The following is a 22,070-nucleotide window of genomic DNA, read 5'->3' as shown; positions in this document are numbered from 1 at the left end:
TCCTCCGTCCAGGGAATATCGTTGCGGCGCAAGTGTACCGCAGGGAACAACGTCTCACGTGCAACACCAGTGCTTCAATCACCCTGCCGTATGGAATAGAATTCCTTCCCCTTTCCCGCTGGACGGAGCTCTACGTGACTCAGCTGATCAACGCACGGCTCATCGACGGCACCGGTGCAACGCCGGTCGACGGTGCGACCATCGCCATCGACGCCTTCGGCCGTATCGCCCACGCCGGTACCGGGCCCGGACCGACGCCGGCCCCGGACGAGACCGTCATCGATCTCGGTGGCCGCACCGTGACGCCGGGCTTCATCGACTGCCATGTGCATTTCGGTCTCAGCCACGTCGGCGAACTGCTGGAGCCACCCCGGCACTGGGCATCACTCGCTACCTTCCAGACCGCGGAGCGCCTGGGCCGAACCCTCGCGGCCGGCGTCACCACCGCGCGTGACCTCGGCGGCCTCGACGCCGGATACCGGGAGGCAGTGACGGCCGGCCTGGTGGAGGGGCCGCGCCTACAGGTGGCGGTCCGGATGATCAGCCACACCGGCGGGCACGCCGACTTCACACAACCCAGCGGGGTCGATGTCGATGCGCTCCGCCCGCAGCCCTGGACGGAGATCGCCGACACCGCCGGCGAAGCCCGTATCGCCACACGCCGCGTCATCCGGGCCGGCGCCGACGTGATCAAGGTGTGCGCCACCGGCGGCGTCAGCAGCCCGACGGACCAGCCCGACGACGAAGGGCTCGCAACCGACGAGATGGCCGCCATCGTCGACGAAGCGCTTCGACACCGCGGGCGACGCGTCGCCGCGCACGCCCAAGGCACCGCCGGCATCCGCAACGCCGTCCTCGCCGGCGTCACCAGCATCGAGCACGGCTACGGCATCGACGACGAGACCATCGACCTCATGCTCGAACACGGCACCACACTCGTGCCGACGCTCACCACCGCGGCCTCCATCCCGGAGCAGGGCTCAGTGCCCGACTTCCTCTACCAGAAGAAGATCCGGTGGTCCGCACTCGCGATGGAACGAGTCGCGGAGGCGATCCGCCGAGGCGTACCCATAGCACTGGGCACCGACTCCGGGGTGACCTCGCATGGACACAACCTGCGTGAACTGGCGCACCTCGTCGACCTCGGCCTCTCCCCCATGGGCGCGATCGAGGCCAGCACCCGTGTCGCGGCCCGGCTCCTCGGCCTCGACGCCGACCTCGGCACGATCGAACCGGGGAAGCTCGCCGATCTTGTCGTGTGCCGGACCGACCCGCTCCACGACATCGCCGGCCTCGCCGACCCGGACAACATCCTGCTCGTCATGCAGGCCGGCCGCCCCGTGAAGAACCGGCTGTGACCACGGACCTCACCGACCTCCCGCGGCACATGTCCCTTGCCTTTCCGTGGCCGGGACGCGAGTGAGACACGTTCCCCCCACGGATCAAGGCTCAGGGGCCGTGACGATGGCCGATCGGTTGGCACTGTCTGTTGTCGAAGAGTGCGATCACACGGTGGTCATCAAGTCGAGGTGCTGTGACGGCCCTTGACGGGAGGTCGAAGGTCGGCTCGCCGATGAAGACGAGATGCATCCCCGCTGCCCGCACGGCGCCCGCGCCGACCTCGGAGTCCTCGAACCCATACGACAACGCGGGGTCCGCGTGCACACGGTCGCAGGCGGTGAGGTACACGGCCGGGTCGGGCTTCGCTGCTCCTGCCGTCTCGCTCGTGCACACGGCATCGAAGGCATCGAGGAGGCCCGAGCGCCTCAGCAGGGAGGTGACGATGTCCGTCGGACCGTTGGACGCGACGGCGAGCGGTAGCCTCCCGTGAAGTGTGTGCACGAGGCTCGCTGCGCCGGGGAGCATACGCGGCGGCTCGACGTCCGCGATCTCGAAGAATCGCTTGACCACTCTCGCCTGCACTTCGTTCACCGGAGCGCCGGTGATGCGGGACAGGATCGCCGCACCGGTCCGCACGGGACTGCCGACCGTGCGGGCATGTTCGGCTGCCGTCATCTCATGACCGAGCTCAGCGGCGATCGTGCTGAAGGACTGTGCCCATGCGGGCGCGCTGTCGAGGAGAAGTCCGTCGCAGTCGAAGACCGCAGCCTGGGCTTGTACTGCTTTCAGTGTTCGCTTCCTGTCCTTGTGGAGCTGAGGCGGTATGGATGCCTCAGTTGCCGTCGCGGCGCGCAGGGAGCCGGCCGGGCACCGGTCGGCTCCCTGGCCGCCTGACACGGTTCTGGACCACGTTTCGCACGTCCGCGCTGTTCCTTCAGTCACGGCCGACGGCGACGACCGTTCCGTCCGTTGTGACGACTATGAGCCGGTCATCGGTGACCAGAGGCGGCGCGAGCAGGCTCTGACCGATCTCGTAGGAACGCTCATACCGTCCCGTCGCAGCGTTGATCGCATGGATACGGCCGTCCATCCCGGGGGCATACACGAGGTTCCCCTCGACCGTCGGCGAGCCCATGAGAGGGCCGTGTGCCGTTCGTCGGAACGGGATGTGCGCAAGGAGCGCGTCACCTTCCAGTTCCAGGCTCCAGGCAGCAGCACCGGTGTGGACGTGGTAAGCGCTCATCCGGCGATCGGAGGTGACGGCGATGACGAGCTCGCCGTGGAATGCGGGCTGCCCCGGTGCGTACACCGTACTCGTCTCGCGATCCCAGAGGATCTTTCCGTCGTCGATCGCCCAGAGGTGACCCGACGCGGGAAACACCGTAACTCCCGATCGGTGCCGATTGCCTGGGCCCACCGGGCTCCAGCCGAACCAGTCGAGGTGGTTCATCGCATCGTCTCGCACAGCGACGGACCGGGGCGTGGCCGCGACGGCGGCCGACCGGTCGGTGCCCTCGGCGCGCGGCGAGTCGAGCTGCCATATCGGCTCACCGGTTCGCGGCTCGATCGCCACGAGCGCGGGCCGCAGCGGCGCCGCTCCGAGGAGGAGTTCGTCACCGGCCGGCACAACTCCCGCATGCGGCACGTTGTTGAAGTGCGGCCACGGGCGCGGGAACGTCCATCGCCGCTCACCGGTGACGGGATCGAGAGCGCGGAGTGTTCCGGGATAGCCGACCACGACCACCTCATCGGAGCTGACCGCTGGAGCAGTGAGGCACCAGTCCCGAAGGGGGTCCGCCGAGAAGTCGGTCCACACTCTCGTGCCGTCGGTGACATCGAACCCTGCCGCGTTGCCCGCGATGTCATGGACGATGATCATGTTGCCGACGACCGCTGGTCGTGCCGCGATCGGATGGTCGAACGCGGTGCTCCATCGCTGTTCGCCGTCGGTGAGTCCGAGTACCGTCACACGGCCGCTCTCAGGCTCATCGCCGGTGCCGGCCACGATGACGGCGTCGCCGCAGAGCACGGGACCGCCCGCCGTCCGACCGCTCGCCTGCAGGCCGCGGCTCCACAGGGCGCCGCCGCTCACCGGGGTGGGGGGAGCTCCGATCGGCGCCGAAGGCTTCACCTCGATGCCGTCCCAGGTGATGATGCGTGAGCTGGGTGCGGAGTGGTCGAGCCCGGCGAACAGCGCCGTCGGCGTATTGATGAGTCGCATCCCCTGATGCGTGGTGACGCGATCTGTGTGCCAGTGGCCGGTGAGGACGGCGAGCGGCTTGGTGGGGAGGTTGCGGAAGAACGATGCGTGCGGGTTGTCGTGTGCGAGGAGGATCCAGGGTCTGTCACCGGACGCGTCGATGTCGTTGCGGATCCACCGATCCTGCCGAACTCGGTCGATGCCGCGCTCCCAGGTGTTCCAGTCGATCGCCACGATGTGCAATCCGGCGATGTCATGGGAGTACCAGCGGGGGCCGACGTGCCGTTCCCAGAGGTCGGAGCTGCTGCCGTTGATGAGGTAGTCGGTGTCCGTCAGGCTCATCGCGTAACGGATGCCCGCCTTGTGATCCGCGTTTCCCGGCAGGGCGAGGATCGGCAGTGGCGGCTCGTCGATGAGGCCGTGCAGCGCGTCGTACTCGGCGCTTGCCCCGACATCGACGAGGTCGCCGGTGAGGAACGCCGCCGCGAACGGACCATGCGTCTCGGCCAGACGCCCGAGAACTTCCCGGGCGTGCGCGGCTTTCGGGCTCTCCATGTTCCAGTCCGAGCCACCGGAACGGACTTCGCCGGACGAGTCAGTGAGGTGAAAATCGGTGGTGTGCAGAAATCGGACGGGCAGCGACTGTGCTTCGGGTCGCAGCCGGAAAAGAAGCCGACGATCACGTTCTGGTCGGGCCCACCATCGGTCACTTGTCCACCCGGTGGGCAGGCAGAGCGTGATGAACTCGGCCGTCGGGAGGGAGAAGGCACCATCGCTGTCCGTGTGCACGACATCGGTGAGGTTGCTGACGAGTACGTTCGCGACAGGTCGGCCGGCGTCGTCGATGACCTCGCCGCTGATGAGTTCCTCCGATGTCACGAGCTCACCTGCTCCTTCAGTTCGCTGAGCGTGCCAAGGCGGAGTTCGTCCGCGCCGAACACATGCACATCGACCGCGTCAAACCCGAGCCGGACGGTGTCGCCCGGTGTCACCGCCCTGGTTGCCGCGATCCGCGCCCGGAGTGTCACTGCGGGCAGCCCGGACGCGGCGGTGCGCAGATGGAGCACGGCGGATGATCCTTCGTGCTCGCGCAGCACCACCTCGGCGCTCACGGTGTATTCCTTCGAGTCGTCGTTCACCGCCATCGCTTCGGAACGGACGCCGAGTGTGAGGTCGGTGTCCTGGCGCACGTCGGGGAGACGCAGCTGGGTGAACGGTGTCTCCCAGACTCCCGCGTCGATCACCGACGCCTGCATCGTGTTCATGGGCGGCGTTCCCACGAACGTCGCGACGAACAGCGAGGCCGGCTGGTCGTACACCTGTTGAGGCGTCCCGAGCTGCTCGATACGGCCGGCTCGGACCACCGCCACTCGATCGGCCATCGCCATGGCGTCCGTCTGATCGTGCGTCACATGAATGGTCGTGGCCGCCGTCGATCGCATGATCTCGGCGATCTCGGCTCGGAGAGTGATGCGGAGTTGGGCGTCCAAGCCCGAAAGCGGCTCGTCGAGGAGTACGACCGCGGCCTGGCGTGCCAGGGCCCGAGCGAGCGCGACCCGCTGCCGTTGACCACCGGACATCTGCCGGGGCAGGCGCCCGAGCAGTTCGCTGATGCCGAGCCGCGCCGCGATGTCGTGCGCGCGGTCGTTCGCCTCCTGCTTGGACAGGCCGATGCCGTGCCGAAGTCCGAGCGTGATGTTGTCTCGCGCGCAGAGGTGTGGGTACAGCGCGAAGTGCTGGAACACGATCGCGATGTCCCGCTTGTGCGCGGGGAGGGTGCTCTGGGGGACGCCACAGATGACGATCTCGCCGTCGTCCGCCGCCTCAAGTCCGGCGATGATCCGAAGCAGTGTGCTCTTGCCGGAACCGGAGGGGCCGAGAATGACCAGGCTTTCGCCGTCATCGAGGCTGAAGGAGGTGTCCGCGACCGCGGTGACGGACCCGAATCGTTTGGCGACGTGCCGCAGTTCGACCGATGCCACTACTTCACCGCCGCGTTGATCTGCCGCACCGTCGTGGACACCTCGGAGTTCGTGTCGCCGCCCCGGATGATGTGCTGCACCATTTGCTGCACGATCTGGTTGACCCGGCCGGTCGCGGTCCCGGGCCACGCGTCCCAGGTTGTCGGCGTGCCGTCGTACTTCCAGCTGTAGCCGACCGGTGTGTGGGCGGCAGGGTCGGCCGCGAGGGTCTTGGCGGCCGCACGGTCGACCGGGATATAGCTGAACTGCTTCGCGCTCGCGGCGATGACGCCGGGATCGAGCATGAGCGAGATCATTTCGTTCGCGTACGCGGCCTGGCAGGGGTCCTGCGAGAGAACCATCCACCCGTTTCCGCCGGCAGGCAGCGAGGTCTTCCGCACGGACGGCACGGGCATCGCCGACACGTCCCAGGCGAACTTGCCGCCGACGGCGGCCTTGGTCGACGCGGCGATCGACGGGCTGTCGATCATGAATGCGATGCGGCCGCCCTGGAAGGCCGTCCGTGCGTCGTTGACGCTGATCGGGTCCTGGAGGCCGTCCTTGCCCAGGGTCTGGTAGAGCGAGATCGCCTCGCGCCCGGCCGCGGTGTCGAATCCCGCGGTGCCGTCCCCCTTGATGTACGCGCCGCCGGCGCTCTGCACCAGAGCCTGGACGATCCAGTCCGAGAAGCTGTCCTGCGGCACCTGCACCGGGGCGGTGCCGGTGGCCGCCTTGATCTTCTTCGCAGCCTCGATGAGTTGGCCGGTGGTCGTCGGCGCTGAGGTGACACCGGCTTTCGCCGCGAGGGTCTTGTTCATGTACAGCACGGGAACCGACAGCTGGAACGGCGCGACATACGCCTTCCCGCCGATGGTGCCCGCCGCGAGGTATCTCGTGATGTAGGTCGACCGCAGGGAGCTGGTGTCGATGGGCTGCGGCTTGTACTGGTCGACGTAGTAACTCACCTGCGACAGACCGACCATGGCGACGTCGGGTCGCCGACCAGCCGCGATGTCCGCGGTGACCGCCTGCGTGAGCTGGTCGTAGGTGGTGACGTTCGTCTCCCTGAGCTCCACCGAGAGCTTCGGGAACTTCTTCTCCATCTGGGCCTTGGCCCGCCTCGCCGCGGTCTCCCCCTGCTGGGCGTAGGCGACGGTGATGGTGCGGCCCGAGGGTTTGCACTGGTCGAGGGCTGTCGCGGTGGCGACGCCGGAACCCGAGGTGGTCGCGCCGCTGGAGCCGCAACCGACGAGCGCGACGGACGCGACGAGAGCGAGTGAGGCGCCGAGCGCGGCGCGCTTGGAGATGCTCATGGACATGGGGTGGAGTCCTCTGCAGAAGATATGTAGGTGAGTGTCGAGGGTGCGAAACGGGTCGCGATCAACCGGGAAGTTCCCCGCCGGCGATGCCGGCGACGAATCGTCGTCGTGCGGCGAGGAAGAGAATGAGGATCGGGACGGTGATGATCACGGCGCCGGCCGACAGGGCGCCGAAGTCGTTTCCGATGTCCGACTGTGCGAATGTTGCCAGCGCAAGCGGTGGGGTGCGCTTCTCCTGGCTCCGGGCCACCAGCAGGGGCCACAGATAGTCGTTCCAGTGGAAAAAGATCGAGAAGAGCGAGAACGTGGCGATCGCGGGTCGGCTCGACGGAATGATCACCCGCCAGATCGTCTGGAACGTGCCCAGACCGTCGGACCGTGCGGCGTCGATGAGCGCGTCCGGGATGGTCAGCATGTGCTGCCGGAGGAGAAACAGGCCGAATGCGCTCGTGCCGAACGGCACGATGAGCGCGGCGAGCGAGTTCACCATGTCGAGACGACTGACACCGATGTACAGCGGAAGGGCGGTCGCCTGGGCCGGCACAAGCAGCGCCGCGAGGACCAGATAGTAGGCGAGGCGCTTACCACGAAAGCGGAGCTTGGCGAATGCATAAGCAGCCGGGATACAGGTGATGAGCTGGATCGCCAGGATACCGATCGTGACGATGACGCCGGTCACCATCGCCTGGCCGAGATGCGCCTCGTTCCAGGCGCGAACGTAATTGGAGAAGTCGAACCCTCGCGGAATCGGCGAGAGTCCGTCGCCGACGATGGCGTCGGCGGACGCGACCGAGGTGCGCAGCATCCATGCGAAGGGGAAGACCGCGAACAGGCAGGCGATGATGACGGCGGTAGCGGTCAGGCTCCTGGTCAGCCAGCGACGTGTCATGTCAGCGCTCGCTCTTGGTGAAGGCGGATCGGCGTACGGCGCCGATGATGACGAGGATGATCAGAAGGACCGCTGAGAGCGCCGCACCTTGGCCGAGGTCGTAGTAGGAGAAGCCGAGTTGCCAGATCTCGGTGAGTACGGTCTGGGTGGAGTTCAAAGGACCGCCTTGCGTCAGCACATTGACCGTGTCGAACACCTGCACCGACTGGAGTGTCATCAGCACGGCGACGAAAAGCGTCACGGGACGCAGCAGCGGAAGCGTCACCCAGCGAAGACGTCTCAACCCGGTGATTCCATCGACCGTTGCGGACTCGGCAATCGCAGTCGGAATGGTGGTGAGCCCGGCGAGATACATCAGCATCGCCAGTGAGGACCCGCGCCATACGCCGATCGCAGCGAGGGTCGGCAGTGCCAGATGCGTATCGCCGAGGAAGTTGAGGGGGGCGAGGCCGATCATGGCCATCAGTTGATTGACAAACCCGCCGCGCAGGTCGAAAACGTAGCGGAATACGACGGCCATGGCGACGAGGTTCGCGGTGAACGGCAGGAACAGCAGCGCCTCGACAAGAACACGAAACCGCCGGATGGTGTTGGCAAGCAGCGCCAGGCCGAGGCCGAGGGCGATACTCGGAACGATGGTCATCGCGCAGTAGAGGGCGGTGTTTCCGAAGGACTGGATCACGACGGGATCGTCGAAGATCTTTTGGTAGTTGCCCAATCCGACCCAGGTCGCCTGGTTTTCAGAACCGAGGCGGATCTCGAACAGCGAGCTGATCAGCGCCAGCACCGTCGGCAGTACCACGAAGACGCCGAGGAACGCGACGGCCGGAACGACGAGGACGCCTGCGGGCACGCCACGGCGACCGCGGACCGCCGTGTGAGGTTTCTTCAGCCGCCGGCCAGGCTCGGTCGCCGTGACAGCCGCGGGGACGGTGAGGTGTTCGGTCTGCACGTTGCTCCGGATGTCGATCTTCGCGATGCGGGGTCAGGGGGGTGACACAGAGGAGCGTGGCGTCCCAGAGCAAACACAGGTTGAACAGATCGCAAATGGTGCGGCATAGATGAGTGAGCAGCTTGTCTATGCAGGGCGCAGCGGGTCTGTCGCCTGCATAGACAAGTTCGTCTGCTGTTCACCGTTGCACGACCAGCCGGTGACGCGGGTGCCCTATCGTCTCCCTGATGAACATGCAGAGCTCTCCCGACCTCGGGCTCAGGTCGGCGACCGCGAAGACGTCGACGTACCTCCGTGTGGCGAACGAACTCGCCGAGGAGATCCGCGATCTGCCGGCCGGGCATCAGCTGCCTTCGGAGAACGAGTTGGCGAGCCGCTACGGGGTGAGCCGGCTCACCGCTCGCGCCGCGATGCAGGAGCTGGAGCGCCGCTTCGTGGTGACCCGGGTACGCGGTCGCGGCTCCTTTGTGGCGCGACGCCTTGAGATCCTGACCCGGGTCGGGTCCTCGCCGAGCTGGTCGGAGGCGGTGCGGCAGGCCGGCGGACAGCCAAGCCTTCGCGTGCTGCACGTGGCAGAAGTGGCCGTTTCCGATGAGGTGCGCCGAATCCTGCGCCTTGACGACCAGACCACGGCTTTCCAAGTCGACCGCCTGTGCTACGTGGACGGGCTGATCGCCGAAGTGACGCGTACGTGGTTCCCGAAGGAATTGGTGCCACGCCTGGACGACCTGCTCGGCCGCGGAGGATCGCAGACCGTCCTGCTCGAGTCCTTCGGCTACCGGCCTCGCAAGACCTGGGTCCGTACGGATCTTGTGCCCGTTCCAGGAGAGATCGCCAGGCTCCTGGAACTTGAGGGACAGCCCGCCGTGCTGCACACGGCTTCCATAGTCGAGGATGCCGAAACCGGCGTGCCGCTGCTCACGGGTGAGTCCTGGATGCGGCCTGACGTGGTGCGGACGACCGTCGAGGTGGGGGTCGAAGCCAAGGGCTGATCGGCGGTTGCCGACGTCGCCGACGTGAAGTCGTGGCCGGCGAGCGGTGGTTGCCGCGGTAGCCAGAGTTCGCGGTAGTCGCGTACGAATCCGGCGTCGGTGAGTTCCGCACGACGCGCGGACAGCGCGAGGACGACGATGTGGTTGTGGCCGTGCATGCGGGCGCAAGGGTGCCAGCTCGGCAGCCGGTCAAGGACATGGCCGGCCGAGAAGTGGAACTCCTTGGTGATCGTCAGCATGATGGCTGCAGTGTGCCATCCGCTCCGCGATCACCCCTCCTGCTGTGCGCTTCGGTCACCGCTCGACCCCTTCCCCTCGGCGGATGGCACCGCTGAGGGGCACTCCGGTCAGGAACCGCCGACGCACCTGGTCGTCCGTGAGCAGGTCCGCCTCACGGGCCACCTCACGGTCGACACAACCGGTCAGCACTGCACCTTCCCTGTTTCAGTCATCCATGGAACTCCCGTACACCCACCGTCACTTGGCACTTACCGCAGATCACCGATCGCCAGGAGTCATCCGGTCGCGAGCCACGACACGGACAATCCGCCGCTCTTCGGGCCGGGAGCCGTTACGGTCGCCACGCGTCGCTGGGCGAGCGGGTGCGCGCCGAACTGGAGCGAGCGGCCGCGGCGCTGGCCGCGTTCGAGTCGGCGGCGCTGGAGGGCGAGGCGTAGTCGGGGAATGTCCCGGGTCGGGCGGGTCTTGTGATCCGGGTGCCCCTTCGGAGTCGTCCTGTGATCAAGACGGGGAGGGCGAGCGCGGAGGACGCCGAGACGGTGCCGGCGAGGATGAGGCTGATGCGGGCGCCGAGGGCATCCGACACCAGGCCGACCAGCGGGGCGCCGACGGGGGTGCCGCCGAGGAGGACGAGGAAGTAGACGGACATGACACGGCCCCGTATGCGTGGGTCGGCGTGAAGCTGGGTCAGCGCGTTGGCGGTGGTGGTCACGATGACCGCGGCGAAGCCGGTCGGGATCAGCAGGATCATGAACGTGCCGTAGCCCGGCATCAGGCCCAGTGCGGCCTCCAGTCCCCCGAAGACGACCGTGGTGGTGAGCAGGCGTCGCGCGGTGGGGGGCTTCCCCCGGTTCGCCTCGTAGATCGCGCCGCAGAGGCTGCCCGCGGCGTAGGCGGCGGAGAGGTAGCCGAAAGCGGCGGCGCCGGAGTGGAAGACCGTGACGGCCACGAGCGAGATGGTGACCTGGAAGTTGAGGCCGAAGGTGCCGACGAAGGCGATGAGGCCGATCGGCAGGAGCAGTTCCGGGGTGGCGGCGATGTCACGGAAGGCGTCGCGCAGGCGGGGGCGGCCGGGTGGGTGCCTGCCGTGGGTGCCTGGCTGATCTGGCTGATCTGGCCCGTCTAGCCCTGGCTCGTCTGACTTGTCTGGCTCGTCCGGCCGGATGGTGATCAGGCCGTAGAGGACGGCCAGGTACGAGGCTGCGTTGATGAGGAATACGAGGCCCGGCCCGAAGGCGACGACGGTCGGGCCGGCGAGGGCGGGGCCGAGGGCGCGGGCGACGTTGAACTGGGCGGAGTTCAGGCTGACGGCGGTGGCCACACGCTCCCGGGCGACCAGTTCGGAGAGGTAGGCGTTGCGGGCGGGACTGTCCAGTGCGGTGGCGGTACCGAGGGTGAACGCCAGCGCGTAGACGGAGAACAGGTTCACCCTGCCGGTGACGGTCAGCAGTCCGAGCAGGAGTGACTGCGCCCCCATGACCGTCTGGGTCACAAGGAGAAGGCGCCGCTTGGGGTACCGGTCGGCCAGGACGCCTCCGGTCAGACCGAACAGGGTCTGCGGCAGGAACTGCAGCGCGGTCACGATGCCGACCGCGCTGCCGCTGTTGCCCGTGATGTGGAGGACGAGCAGGTCCTGGGTGGCGCGCTGCATCCAGGTGCCGATGGCGGAGACCGATTGTCCGAGCAGGTAGCGACGGAAGTTCCGGACGGTCAGTACTGCCGTCACCGGTGCGCGAGAGCCCGCGCTCATGACATCCGATGCGCGTAGGTGCCCGTGTCGGGCGCCTGGGCGTCTTCGATGTGATGGAAGGCCGGGTGTGGGTGCATCAGGAAGGCGTGGTGGGAGATGTTCCAGGCATAGGCGCCGGCCATGGCGAAGGCGACCCGGTCGCCCACGCGCAGCCTTTTCACCATGACGCGGCGGGCCAGGACGTCCTTGGGCGTGCACAGCTGTCCGACCAGCGTCACCGGCTCGTCGCGTGCCTCCGGGCGCTCCCAGGGCCGCGGCCAGACGTCGTCGGGCAGCACCTCGAAGGGCTGGTCATGCTGTTTCGCGGCCGGGGTACGCAGATGGTGGGTGCCACCGCGCAGCACGGCGAACGCCTGCCCGCGGCTGAACTTGATGTCCAGGACCTGTGTGACGTACCAGCCGCAGTAGGCGGTGACCGAGCGGCCGGGTTCGATCCGCAGCGTGAGACGAGGGTGGCGGGCCGAGAACCGGCGCAGTCCGGCGCCGAAGGCCGGCCAGTCGAACTTCTGGTGCGGACGGGCGTAGTCGACGCCCATCCCGCCTCCGACGTTGATCTCGGTCAGGTAATCGCTCCCGCGGTGCTGGGCCCAGTCTGCGGCCCAGGCCAGAACCTCGTCGATCAGGGCGAGTTGGGCTGGGGCCTCAAGTCCGCTGGCCAAGTGGAGGTGGAGGCCGCGCGGTCGGATGCGCGGGTCGGAGGCGATCGCCTCCAGACAGCGGTCCAGCTGTGTGGGATCCATTCCGAAGGGGCTGGGGTGCCCGCCCATGGCGAGTGCGGCCCGGCCGACGTCGACGGGCGGGTTGACGCGCAGGAGGACGTCGACGGTCCGGTCGCCCAGCAGGGTGGTGAGGAGACGCAGTTCGTGTTCGCTCTCCACGTGCAGGCGCTCCACTGCGGCGTCCAGCGCGCGGGCCAGTTCCGTGGGCGTCTTGCCGGGGCCTCCGAAGGCGATCGGTACCTCGGGGGTGAGCGCGCGGACGTGGCTCAGTTCACCGCCGGAGGCCACCTCGAACCCGTCGACGTACCCGGCCAGGGCCCGCAGGATCCTGGGATCGGAGTTGGCCTTGGTCGCGTACAGCAGCTCGACCCGTTTCGGCAGTGCGGACCGGATGGCCTGTACGTGCTCGCGCAGGCCCGGCAGATCGTAGACATAGGCGGGCAGGTCGTCGTCGGTCATCTTCCCGACGAGATCGGGCAGCGCGGCCGTCACCGGATCACCTCGCGGGGAAAGTCGGCGCCGAGCGGGCTGGGCAGGGGGACATAGGTGGCGTGCCGGTCGGCCTTGCGGGACCAGCGCAGCAGCAGGTTGGCCTTGGCGGGCAACGGTACGCCGGACAGCAGGGCACGCAGGCGTGGCGGTCCGGCGGCGGTGCGGGCGTATCGGTCGAGGTGGTCGCGGACCATGCCCCACAGGGCGGGTTCCAGCGTCGGGTCGAGGTCGGCCAGGGCACCGAGTACCTCTGCGGTGTGGTTGACCAGGAGGCAGTACGCGACTCGGTTCCAGCCGCGTTCGGCGTCGTAGGTGAGGGGCCCTCGGACGTCGTCCGGCAGGTCGCCCAGGGTGCGCTGGTGATGCCCGGGCAGGAGCTTGGTCCCCTCCAGGTCGCGGAAGAGCATCTGTGCCGGGGTGCCGTCGTGATGCACACCGACGACGACGTTCTGCAGGTGGGGTTCCAGCACGACGCCGTGTTCGAAGTAGGCGGCCAGCACCGGTGGCAGCAGCAGCCCCAAGTATGTGTCCCACCAGGCCAGGACGTCCCCGTCGCCGCGGGCGAGCAGATGGGAGACATGGGCTGTGCTGGTGGGGTACTCGTCCGCCACCGCGGCGGCGAGCAGCGGGGTCACCCCGGGACGCAGATGGTGGCGCAGGCCGGAGCGGACCACGACGCCGAGGCCCTCCAGGAGGGCGCTGTCGCCGGCCGTGTCGAGTGTGCGGTAGCCGGGCTCGGCCAGCAGCGCGCACCCGGGGAAGCGGCCGGCCAGCCCGGCGAACACGGGCTGCAGCAGCCGGTTGAGGGCGACGCCGCCGGACAGTTCGTAACTGGCGTGTTTACGCACGCAGTTGGTGAGGCGGACGTTCAGGCTGAACTTCAGGAAGATGTCGCTGTCAGGGTGGTACAGGGTGCGTACCGATGCGGTCGGCACCCACTCCGGTCCGCTCACGCCGGTGTCGACGACATCGCCGGCGGCCAGTACGTCGCGCAGCCGGTCGTGGCCCTGGAACAGCCGGTACTGCCAGGGGTGCACCGGCAGTACCGCGAAGCCCGGGTCGGGCGTCGGGTGCAGCGCGTCCATCTCGTGCAGCTCGCCCTCCTCACGCACGAGATGCCGGCGCACCGCCAGATGGCGCAGGCGAAAACGCGCTCCGGTCTCCGGGCCGTACGCCAGCCAGTCCACCGGGTCGCCGGTGCGGGCCTTCGGAGTGGGGTGGAAACGATGGCCGAACACCAGGGACTGCTCCGACGCGACATACGGGTCCGCATGCCGCATGCCGCCCGCCCGCTCTCGCAGTACGGTGCGGATCGTCTCTCGGCTGTCGGCGACCTGAGCCAGGAACTCCTCGTTGGCGACACCCGTGCGCAGTTCCAGTTCGTCCTGGATGTAACCGGCCAGCTCTTTCCAGCCGACGGTCACCCAGGCGTCGTCGTCGAGCCGTTGCACCGGGCCCTGGAAGCGGTGCGCTCCGATCAGCGAGACCCGGCGCAGCGGGCACCGCAGCAGGACGGCTCGGCGGGGCAGACGCAGCAGGAGGTGGTCGTCGTGGACCGTCACCTGATGCTCGGGGGCGGACACCTCGCGGATCAGGCAGTTGAGCAGCGTGTGAGAGGTCACCGCGTCGGCTGTCTGCTGCACCGGCTGCGCGGCCGATGCGGTGACGGATGGAGTGGTGGTGACGGATGGGGCGGTGGTGCTGGTGGTGGGGGCAGTGCCGGTGGTCATGCGGTCGCTCCAGTGGGACAACGATCGGTGTCGGATCTCAACGGCACAGGGACAGTGGGTTGGGCACGGACGTCCACTGCGCTGTGCCCGGGTTCTCGGCCAGGCGCATGGCGATGGTCGCCTTCAGCGGCATCGTGTCGCCGAAGAACGCTGCCGCGTCCTCCTGGTTCGGCGCGCTCGGCAGGCCGTCGTACACCCGGCGGCCGACCTCGGCCACCGCGCCCCACAACGCCCGGGGATCGGCCTGCTGTCGCCGGCTGAGGACGTCGACCAGTTCGCTGAAGACTCCGCTGATCAGGGCGCCGAACAGTTTCGTGTGGAGCGCGTCCACGTCGTCGCCCGCGCGGGTGCCGAGCAGCGGCGGCAGCGTGAAGCCGCACCGGGCCAGGCGCCGTGGGCTGACCCGGATGCCGTCCAGATCCCGGTACAGCACCCGCACCGGCCGCCCGGCTCGCAGCACGACCAGGGTGTTCTGGCCGTGCGCCTCCAGGGCCACCCCCATGGACAGCAGGGTCAGCGCCGGTGCCAGAACAAGCTCGGCGAAGTCCGTCAGCCAGCGCACCGGATCTCCCGACACCACGTCGGCTCCTGTCGCGTGGACGGCGGTGAGCGGAACCACGATCTCCCCGGCGTTGAGGTGGCACTCGGTCGACTCCCGGATCATCGCCGCCAGGCTCGCGGACGGCTGTCCGTCCACACACACCGCGCCGCCGCCCAGCTCACGCAGAATGCGCAGGCTGTCGCCGTACCCGGCCTTGTCGACGAGGGCCGAGACCAGGTCGGACAGCGGGGGTCCGTCGGCGACCTCGGCCGCGGAGATGGTGCGCCGGTAATTGGTGACCTGTACGTCGAGCGCCGTCTTGATGTGGCGGCCCGGCAGCACGCCCAGCGGCGCCAGGGTGCGCAACGACAGCAGCGGCCGGGCGGGGATCGTTTCCCGTACGACATCCAGGTCGGGGTGGCGCGCGAGCACATGGTCCCGCTGCCAAGGATGCAGCGGAACCAGGAACGTGTCGCCCTCACTCAGCTCCCGCGGCCATACGCCGGTGCTTTGCCAGCGGTCGGCCGGGACCCGGAGCATCGCCAGGTGGACGACCGGGTGGTGCTCGGGAGCGTAGGCGAGGACATCGGCGACCGACATGCCCGTACGTGTCCGGCAGCAGGGATGCCGCGGGTGACCGTCGACCACCGCCTGCTCGGCATCCGCCGCGTCGTCGAGTGGACCCGCCCGGCCTGCGTTCGCGGCCCGGGCCAGGGCCAGATTGACCACGCTGTTGTCCAACTCGGCCGCCAGTCGCTCCGCCGCGTCGGTACGCAGGCCCAACTGGGCCAGGAGTTCCGCCGGTCCGCTGATCGGTCCTTCGGGTCCGGACACGGTGAAGCCTTCGGGTACTTCGGCGAACGGCCGCGCCCCGGACTCGGCCGCGGAGAGTGAGCCGCCCCGTTGCAGCTGCACCACCAGGGCGTCCGACTCGCGGTGGTGTCCGGCCACACCGGGCAGGGGTTCTCGTACGAAGGCTCCCCAGAGCCGGCTCAGCACGGTGGCACGTGCTCCCGGGAGAGCGCTCGTGAAGGGCTCCACCAGGTCCGGGAACCTCTGACGTAGTTCATCGATGGGCATGCGGTATCCCCGGGGGCTCGTGGGTGCGCTTGTCGGGCCGCGTTCCAGTGGCGCCGGCCGTGCAACCGACGCTACGGGACGACGATCAAGCAGATTGCCAGTGCACATACAGCGGGGATCTCGGAGATCTTCGATGAAGCGTCTCGTCTTCCCCCTCTCCCGCCGATCGCGGTGCGCGCGGGTCCGCCGCTGCGGACTGACCTTGTATCAGTTTTCGACCAGGCTCTCGCCGAGTGGACGGGAATCTTGCCTCAACTCGGCTCGCTGGGACTGGACTTGCCTGCCGCGGGCCGGAGCCGGATGCCGTCGGCGTTGGAAGGTGTCAACTCTTTCCTTGCACCACGCTGGCACCATGCTGGCTGTCGTCGTCGAGCCGAGTCCCAGCGGTTACGCCATCCGTGGTGCACCCGGTTGTCCACGCGGGAAGGATCACCGGCTCGGGGGATGTTCCGGCGTTTGCGCCCCGCGCCACGGCTCAAGTCGCATCCTGGAGACTCTTGGCCCGGGTGTGGCTACGACGCTGGTCGTCGGCCGACCGGAAGATGTGACCGGGCTCCATGTGCACGGCGACCTGACCGACACGGCACCTGATGGTGTGATCGTTCTCGCCACCGGGACCCTTGGGGCGAAGTCCCAGCGCGAAGTGATCGCCGACGCCGTCGAACGGCGGGCGGCGGGCGTGGTGCTCCGCGGTCCTGTCGATGATCAGGCGGAGCGGTGGGCCGGCGATGCCCAGGTCACCCTGGGGGAGTTGGCCGATGAGGTCGGCTGGGTCCAGTTCATCTCGATGGCCGATGCGGTGCTCCAACAAGTCCACATGCCACTGGAGAACGTCAACGACACACATCAACGGATCTTCCGGCTCGCCGACGCCGTCGCCGAGCGGCTGGCGGCTCCGCTCACCGTCGAAGACGTCCGTAATCAGGTCCTGGCCTACTCGGCCTTCGGGGAAACCGCCGACGACGCGCGGATGGACAGCATCCTGGGGCGCGCGGTACCCGACAAGATCGTGACGCAGCTGCGCGCGGCGGGCACGTTCCGTCGCCTTGCGACGAGCCGCGAACCGTTCACCGTGAGCATCGAGGATCCGAGCTTCCTGACCCGCCTGGTCGTTCCGCTGAGAGTCGGCCCGGAACTCGTAGGCCCCATCTGGGCGATCCACACCGGGGAGTTGACACCGCAGACGCGGCAGCAACTGCATGACCTTTCCCGTTCCTTGGGATTGCTGCTCGTTCGGCTGCGTGCGCACGATGATCTGTCCGGCCGCTACACGGCGGGCCGGGTTCGTGAGGTGCTGCGCAGCCCCGTTGACAGCTCCTTGAGCGAGACCCTGGTCCTGCCGGCGCGACAGGTCCGGGTGGCGGCCATGGGCCGCCTCGGTGACGCGACCGCACAGGATGACCTCGGGCTGCTGCGCACCGTCTTCCGACGCCATGCCTGGGCCGATCCGATCCTCGCCGACGTGGAGGGGCTGGTGTTCGCGATCCTCACGGACGGCGACGGGCCCGGGAGCTGGAACTGGGCTCGCTCCTTGAGCTTGAACGGGCGCATCGGACCGGTGGGCGCAAGTCGCCCTGCCTCCGCGGTGACCGTCCTGCCGACCAGGAAGCGGGAGGCCCTTGAGGTGCTGCGGACCGGCGTGGCTCTGGAGCGCGTGGCCGTCAGCTATGAAGAGGTATGGGCCCAAGTCGTCATCCGCCGTACGCACTCCATCGTCTCCGCTGACATGCTCCAGGGCCTCGGCGAACCGGACGGCAAGCGCCGCGATCGGGACGCACTCGCCGACACCTTGCTGACCTGGCTGATGAACTGGGGCGACTACAACCGCGCCGCGCGAGTCCTGCGGCTCCACCCCAATACGGTCCGGCAACGCATGCGCCGGATCGAGTCCCTCCACAGAGTGGACCTGTCGGACCCCGAGCAGCGACTGGCCATGACCCTGGTACTGCAGGCCCAACTCGGACGCGACCAACCGCACGAACCGAAGCCGGCCCCCGCCACACCCTGAGCTGCGGACGACACCCACGCGATCGGCTCCGCCGCCGACTCGGTACCGACAGGGGCCGCCGGCCCCTACCCCTTGACGCCGATCGTCAACTCCCGGTCACCGACATGTTTTGGCAGCGGAGCGACACCTGTGCGAACCTGATCCACCTCTCACACCGAAGGGGCTGACCGTGACGCTTGGCATGGTTCTCTGGGACGTCCGTTCTCGCGCTTCGACGCGAGGGCGGTAGCGGCCACCTGCCTCAACACACACGCCTGTCCGGGTGGACAGACGTCGGTTCACTCTGCCCTCCTCGAAGCGCTCTTCGTGTCCTGCACGTTCGATCACGAGGAGTACGCGTGTCCACGCTCCACTGGGCAGAAGGCCCCACCCGCCAGTCCGCCCGCTGGCATTCCGAGAACAGCACTCCCTGCCCGCGACGAACCGTCGTCGCCGACGACCGGATGAAGGCCGACGACGCCTACCGCCAGACATGCGAGGGAACGGCGTTGCTCTGGAGAGGCGACTTCCAGGGCGCCCGGCAACTGCTGCAGGCAATGAGCCGCCGCCTCGATCGCAAGCCGCCCAGGTCCAGCGCCTCTCGGAGCGAGTCCTTCCACCAGCATCGACGGGCCAGCAGCCATCGCGCCCGTGTCCTCGGCAAGCTCCTGGTACTGCTGGACGACCACTACACCCTGGCGTTGCGCCGGGCCCCCGACGTTCGCCAGGCGTGTCGGGAAGCCTATGGCCCGCCGACGGGGCCCATGGCGGTCTCTCTCAGGGAGCTTCTGGGGGTCATCGGCGCTCACCAGTGGCGATTGAAGGGGGTCGAAGTGCCGGCGCTCGGCACCCGCGTCCACCCGCACTACGGCGTGTTCGCACCCGTCAGAGGCGAATACGTCAACCTGGTCGCCCACACGCCGCTGCCACCGGTGACCTGGCACAGCCCAACCACCAGCACCGCATTCGATCTGGGCACGGGAACGGGCGTTCTCGCCGCGGTCCTGGCCCGCCGAGGAATCAACCGCGTCGTGGCCACCGACATCAGCGCGCGCGCTCTGGCCTGCGCCAAGGAGAACGTCCACCGGCTCGCACTGACCGACCGTATCGACGTGTCGGGCCCCTGTCTGTTCCCCGAAGGCCGCGCCGACCTCGTCGTGTGCAACCCGCCCTGGCTTCCCGGCCGTCCGACCGGCCCCATCGAGCAGGGCGTCTACGACACGGACAGCACCATGCTCCACGGCTTCCTCGCCGGGCTGTCCGCCCACCTCCGTCCCGGCGGAGAGGGCTGGCTCATCCTGTCGGACCTGGCAGAGCACCTCGGTCTTAGGAGTCGCCGACAGTTGCTGGCCGCCGTCCGGGCAGCACGCCTCCAGGTCGCGGAGAAGATCGACACCAAGCCCCGGCACCCACGGTCCAAGGACACCACCGACCCGCTCTACGCCGCACGGAGCGCCGAGACCACGTCCCTGTGGCGTCTGACCACAACACCATGACCGGCACGCCGATTGCATAGCAACACCTCGTCCTCCAGATCAGCAGGGGATCGGGTTCATCCCGAGGGTGATTTCGCCGCCCACGGGATGAACCCGATCCCTTGCCGTGGCGGCACCCCGCCGCCGGATCCCGTGGTGCGTGCGGGTCACCACGCGGTTCCGGGCGTGGTCGAGGGTCTGACCTCCCCGTTGCGGCCGCTTTCGCCCATGCCCTGGCCGGAGTTGGAGGTGAAGGACGGGCGGGATGCCCTCCGGGACAGGCCGGTGCTCCCCGAGGATCTCCCGAACCACCCACTACTGCGCCGATTGCTCCAGCAGCTCGGTGACGAGCTGCTCGTACGACGGGCGATGTCAGCGCAGCGCTGCGGCCGGGTTCGCCCGCGATGCCCTCCCGATCCTGGCGGGTGGTGACTTCGCTGAATGCGAGGGAACGTGAGGCCGCTTCAGGTTGTCTGATCCGCCGCCCTCTTTGCCTGACGGGCCACTTCCTCGGCTGTCGATCCAACTCCGCGCCCGTGAGTGACGAACGCGGTCCGCACCTGGAGAGCGCGACCCCTGTCTCTCCGGCAGCCACAGGCCGCACTCGCACTCCGTTGTATGTCCCGCTCCGACAGCCCCGGTGACGGCCGTGTGGACCAGCAGCGCCGCAGAAAAATTTCTGATTAATCGGACCGCGGGGCCTTCCCAGCTCAATCCTTCCTTGCTTATATCCCTGTAAGCAACAGGAGACAGGACGACGACGCCAAGCGCAGCCTTCCTGTTGCCGGAGGAACAACATGGCTGAGGAAAAACTCGACCTCAAAGTGATCAACGGCACCGTTGTGCTGGGTGACGGCCGATACAAGGCCGGCATCGGCGTGAAGGACGGCGTGATCGTCGCACTGGCCCCCGACGACCTTCTCCCGGACGCGAAAGAGGTCGTCGATGCCCGTGGGAACTACATCATCCCCGGCGTGGTGGACTCCGAGGCACACCCCGGATGCTACGTGCCGTTCGACTACGACATGCGGACCGAGTCGCGGGCCGCGGCCTGCGCCGGCATCACCACCTGGGGCATCCAGGCGCCGGTGACCCGGATGGGCACCACACCCTTCAAGGAGATCGTGCACAAGACCGACGTGGTCTCCTTCCACGAGGCGTTCCCGTCGGCGCGCAAGGTGATCGAAGAGGTCTCCCACACCGACGCGTACCTGACCTACATGCTGGAGACGGACCAGCAGGCCGACGAGATCCCCGAGTACGTCGAGCAGCATGGCGTCACCGACTACAAGCTCTACCTCCAGACACGCGGCATGAAAGGCATGTCGGACCAGGAGGACAACAACTGGCCCTCCCGCCGGGCCGGTCTCGGCACCGGTATCGACGACGGCACCGTCTTCCGTGTGATGGAGGAGGTCGCGCACTACGGCGGCATGGTGCACATCCACCCGGAGAACTGGGAGATCGGCCGCATCTTCGAGGAGCGGCTGCGCAAGGCCGGGCGCACCGACTTCGGCGCCTGGACCGACCGCTCCCCGGACTTCCTGGAGGCCCAGCACATCAGGGCCTACTCCTACCTCGCGCAGCAGACCCCGGGCCGGGTCTCGCTGTATCTGCAGCACTGCACAACCCAGCTCAGCTTCGACGAGGTGCTCAAGGCGCGCGGTGAAGGTGTCGACGTGTACGCCCAGACCGGTCCGGCCTGGCTGTGGGCCGAGCCGGAGTACGGCTGGCGGATCAATGTGCCGCTGCGCCGCCGCGACAACATCGAGGCGCTGTGGGTGGCGCTCGCGGACGGCGTCGTCGACGTAGTGGGTTCCGACCACGTGGTGGGCTGGGAACCCGCGACCTACGAGGAGATGTACAACGCCAGCATCTGGGACTGCCGCACCGGGTTCTCCCGGGTGGAGATGCTGCTGCCGGTGCTGCTGTCGGAGGGCGTGGCCAAGAGCCGGATCTCCCTTGAGCGACTGGTCCAGGTCGTCTGCGAGAACCCGGCGAAGACCGCCGGGCTCTGGGGCAAGAAGGGCTCGCTGCTGCCCGGCTTCGACGCGGACATCACCATCGTGGACGCGAGCCGCGAGGTGACGGTGGGCAAGGAGCATCTGAACACCCGCTCGGGCTGGTCGATCATGGAAGGGCACACCTTCACCGGCTGGCCGGTCAAGACCATCCTGCGCGGCAAGGTCACCGCCGAGTGGGCCGACGACTCCCCCGGCATGCGGCCGGTCGGCGATCCCCGCGGCAGTTACCTGCCGCGCGTGCCAGCCGGCGCCAGGCAGGCGTTCGCCGTCACGGAGCCGACCCGGGTGGCGCCCAGCGACCGCTGGCTGACCAGTGACTTCGTACGGCCGGGCTTCGCCCCGGAGACCGTGCGCTACACGGCCATGAAGGGCGAGTGA

The 22,070-nt window shown here is 68.2% G+C and carries 16 protein-coding genes and 1 pseudogene; 5 read left to right on the top strand and 12 right to left on the bottom strand.

The window, feature by feature from the left end:
- Positions 1–32 precede the first annotated feature (32 nt).
- Positions 33–1,358 (top strand): metal-dependent hydrolase family protein, encoded by a 1,326-nt coding sequence (locus AC27LF_RS35095; RefSeq protein ID WP_479663511.1) that lies wholly within the window; start codon positions 33–35, stop codon positions 1,356–1,358.
- A gap of 91 nt (positions 1,359–1,449) precedes the next feature.
- On the opposite strand, the gene AC27LF_RS35090 is transcribed toward AC27LF_RS35095, so the two are convergent.
- The 6 genes from AC27LF_RS35090 to AC27LF_RS35065 form a co-directional block, all read right to left on the bottom strand.
- Positions 1,450–2,238 (bottom strand): HAD family hydrolase, encoded by a 789-nt coding sequence (locus tag AC27LF_RS35090; RefSeq protein ID WP_479663510.1) that lies wholly within the window; start codon positions 2,236–2,238, stop codon positions 1,450–1,452.
- 37 nt (positions 2,239–2,275) lie between these two features.
- Entirely contained in the window at positions 2,276–4,330 is a 2,055-nt protein-coding gene (locus tag AC27LF_RS35085; protein ID WP_487227823.1) for an outer membrane protein assembly factor BamB family protein, read from the bottom strand.
- Positions 4,331–4,416: 86 nt separating this feature from the next.
- The gene (locus AC27LF_RS35080) at positions 4,417–5,523 is read right to left on the bottom strand and encodes an ABC transporter ATP-binding protein (protein WP_479663508.1); all 1,107 of its coding nucleotides are present in this window, start codon (positions 5,521–5,523) and stop codon (positions 4,417–4,419) included.
- Positions 5,523–6,815: an extracellular solute-binding protein gene (locus AC27LF_RS35075; RefSeq protein ID WP_479663507.1), complete on the bottom strand. Its 1,293-nt coding sequence runs from the start codon at positions 6,813–6,815 to the stop codon at positions 5,523–5,525. Before AC27LF_RS35075 ends, AC27LF_RS35080 begins: the two co-directional genes overlap by 1 nt.
- Positions 6,816–6,882: 67 nt before the next feature.
- Positions 6,883–7,710, bottom strand: a complete 828-nt coding sequence (locus AC27LF_RS35070; protein ID WP_479663506.1) for a carbohydrate ABC transporter permease — start codon at positions 7,708–7,710, stop codon at positions 6,883–6,885.
- A 1-nt stretch (position 7,711) separates the two neighbouring features.
- Positions 7,712–8,662: a carbohydrate ABC transporter permease gene (locus tag AC27LF_RS35065; RefSeq protein WP_479663505.1), complete on the bottom strand. Its 951-nt coding sequence runs from the start codon at positions 8,660–8,662 to the stop codon at positions 7,712–7,714.
- Between the two features lie 227 nt (positions 8,663–8,889).
- Here AC27LF_RS35065 and AC27LF_RS35060 point away from each other — a divergent pair, with 227 nt between their 5' ends.
- Complete coding sequence (locus tag AC27LF_RS35060) at positions 8,890–9,654, top strand: GntR family transcriptional regulator (protein ID WP_487231287.1); 765 nt, start codon at positions 8,890–8,892, stop codon at positions 9,652–9,654.
- A gap of 65 nt (positions 9,655–9,719) precedes the next feature.
- Here the strand turns inward: AC27LF_RS35060 and AC27LF_RS35055 are convergent.
- The 6 genes and pseudogenes from AC27LF_RS35055 to AC27LF_RS35030 form a co-directional block, all read right to left on the bottom strand.
- Positions 9,720–9,893 (bottom strand): annotated as a pseudogene (locus tag AC27LF_RS35055) (6-pyruvoyl trahydropterin synthase family protein); the annotation flags it as partial.
- A 55-nt stretch (positions 9,894–9,948) separates the two neighbouring features.
- Entirely contained in the window at positions 9,949–10,083 is a 135-nt protein-coding gene (locus AC27LF_RS35050; protein WP_479663504.1) for a hypothetical protein, read from the bottom strand.
- Positions 10,084–10,225: 142 nt separating this feature from the next.
- Positions 10,226–11,620, bottom strand: coding sequence for an MFS transporter (locus AC27LF_RS35045; RefSeq protein WP_479663503.1), 1,395 nt, complete (start codon positions 11,618–11,620; stop codon positions 10,226–10,228).
- Between the two features lie 20 nt (positions 11,621–11,640).
- On the bottom strand, positions 11,641–12,855 hold the full coding sequence (locus tag AC27LF_RS35040; protein WP_479663502.1) for a type III PLP-dependent enzyme: 1,215 nt from the start codon (positions 12,853–12,855) through the stop codon (positions 11,641–11,643).
- Entirely contained in the window at positions 12,852–14,585 is a 1,734-nt protein-coding gene (locus AC27LF_RS35035) for an IucA/IucC family protein (RefSeq protein WP_479663501.1), read from the bottom strand. Before AC27LF_RS35035 ends, AC27LF_RS35040 begins: the two co-directional genes overlap by 4 nt.
- 37 nt (positions 14,586–14,622) lie before the next feature.
- The gene (locus AC27LF_RS35030; RefSeq protein WP_479663500.1) at positions 14,623–16,206 is read right to left on the bottom strand and encodes an IucA/IucC family protein; all 1,584 of its coding nucleotides are present in this window, start codon (positions 16,204–16,206) and stop codon (positions 14,623–14,625) included.
- 352 nt (positions 16,207–16,558) lie between these two features.
- Between AC27LF_RS35030 and AC27LF_RS35025 the strand changes: the two genes are divergently transcribed.
- The 3 genes from AC27LF_RS35025 (at position 16,559) to AC27LF_RS35015 (ending at position 22,070) form a co-directional block, all read left to right on the top strand.
- Entirely contained in the window at positions 16,559–18,214 is a 1,656-nt protein-coding gene (locus AC27LF_RS35025; protein ID WP_487227821.1) for a PucR family transcriptional regulator, read from the top strand.
- A gap of 338 nt (positions 18,215–18,552) precedes the next feature.
- Entirely contained in the window at positions 18,553–19,689 is a 1,137-nt protein-coding gene (locus AC27LF_RS35020; RefSeq protein WP_479663498.1) for a methyltransferase, read from the top strand.
- Between the two features lie 776 nt (positions 19,690–20,465).
- Positions 20,466–22,070, top strand: coding sequence for a dihydroorotase (locus AC27LF_RS35015; RefSeq protein WP_479663497.1), 1,605 nt, complete (start codon positions 20,466–20,468; stop codon positions 22,068–22,070).

It is taken from the genome of Streptomyces diversicolor (genome assembly GCF_057537855.1).
The sequence above is the reverse complement of the archived record's forward strand: the minus strand, read 5'-3'. Positions and strand labels throughout refer to the sequence as shown.

What these genes read in the sequence shown, in the direction of transcription:
- AC27LF_RS35075 (WP_479663507.1), bottom strand. Translation starts at nt 6,815, where the DNA reads ATGAGCATCTCCAAGCGCGCCGCGCTCGGCGCCTCACTCGCTCTCGTC.
- AC27LF_RS35070 (WP_479663506.1), bottom strand. Translation starts at nt 7,710, where the DNA reads ATGACACGTCGCTGGCTGACCAGGAGCCTGACCGCTACCGCCGTCATC.
- AC27LF_RS35060 (WP_487231287.1), top strand. Translation starts at nt 8,890, where the DNA reads ATGAACATGCAGAGCTCTCCCGACCTCGGGCTCAGGTCGGCGACCGCG.
- AC27LF_RS35035 (WP_479663501.1), bottom strand. Translation starts at nt 14,585, where the DNA reads ATGACCACCGGCACTGCCCCCACCACCAGCACCACCGCCCCATCCGTC.
- AC27LF_RS35030 (WP_479663500.1), bottom strand. Translation starts at nt 16,206, where the DNA reads ATGCCCATCGATGAACTACGTCAGAGGTTCCCGGACCTGGTGGAGCCC.
- AC27LF_RS35025 (WP_487227821.1), top strand. Translation starts at nt 16,559, where the DNA reads ATGCTGGCTGTCGTCGTCGAGCCGAGTCCCAGCGGTTACGCCATCCGT.
- AC27LF_RS35015 (WP_479663497.1), top strand. Translation starts at nt 20,466, where the DNA reads ATGGCTGAGGAAAAACTCGACCTCAAAGTGATCAACGGCACCGTTGTG.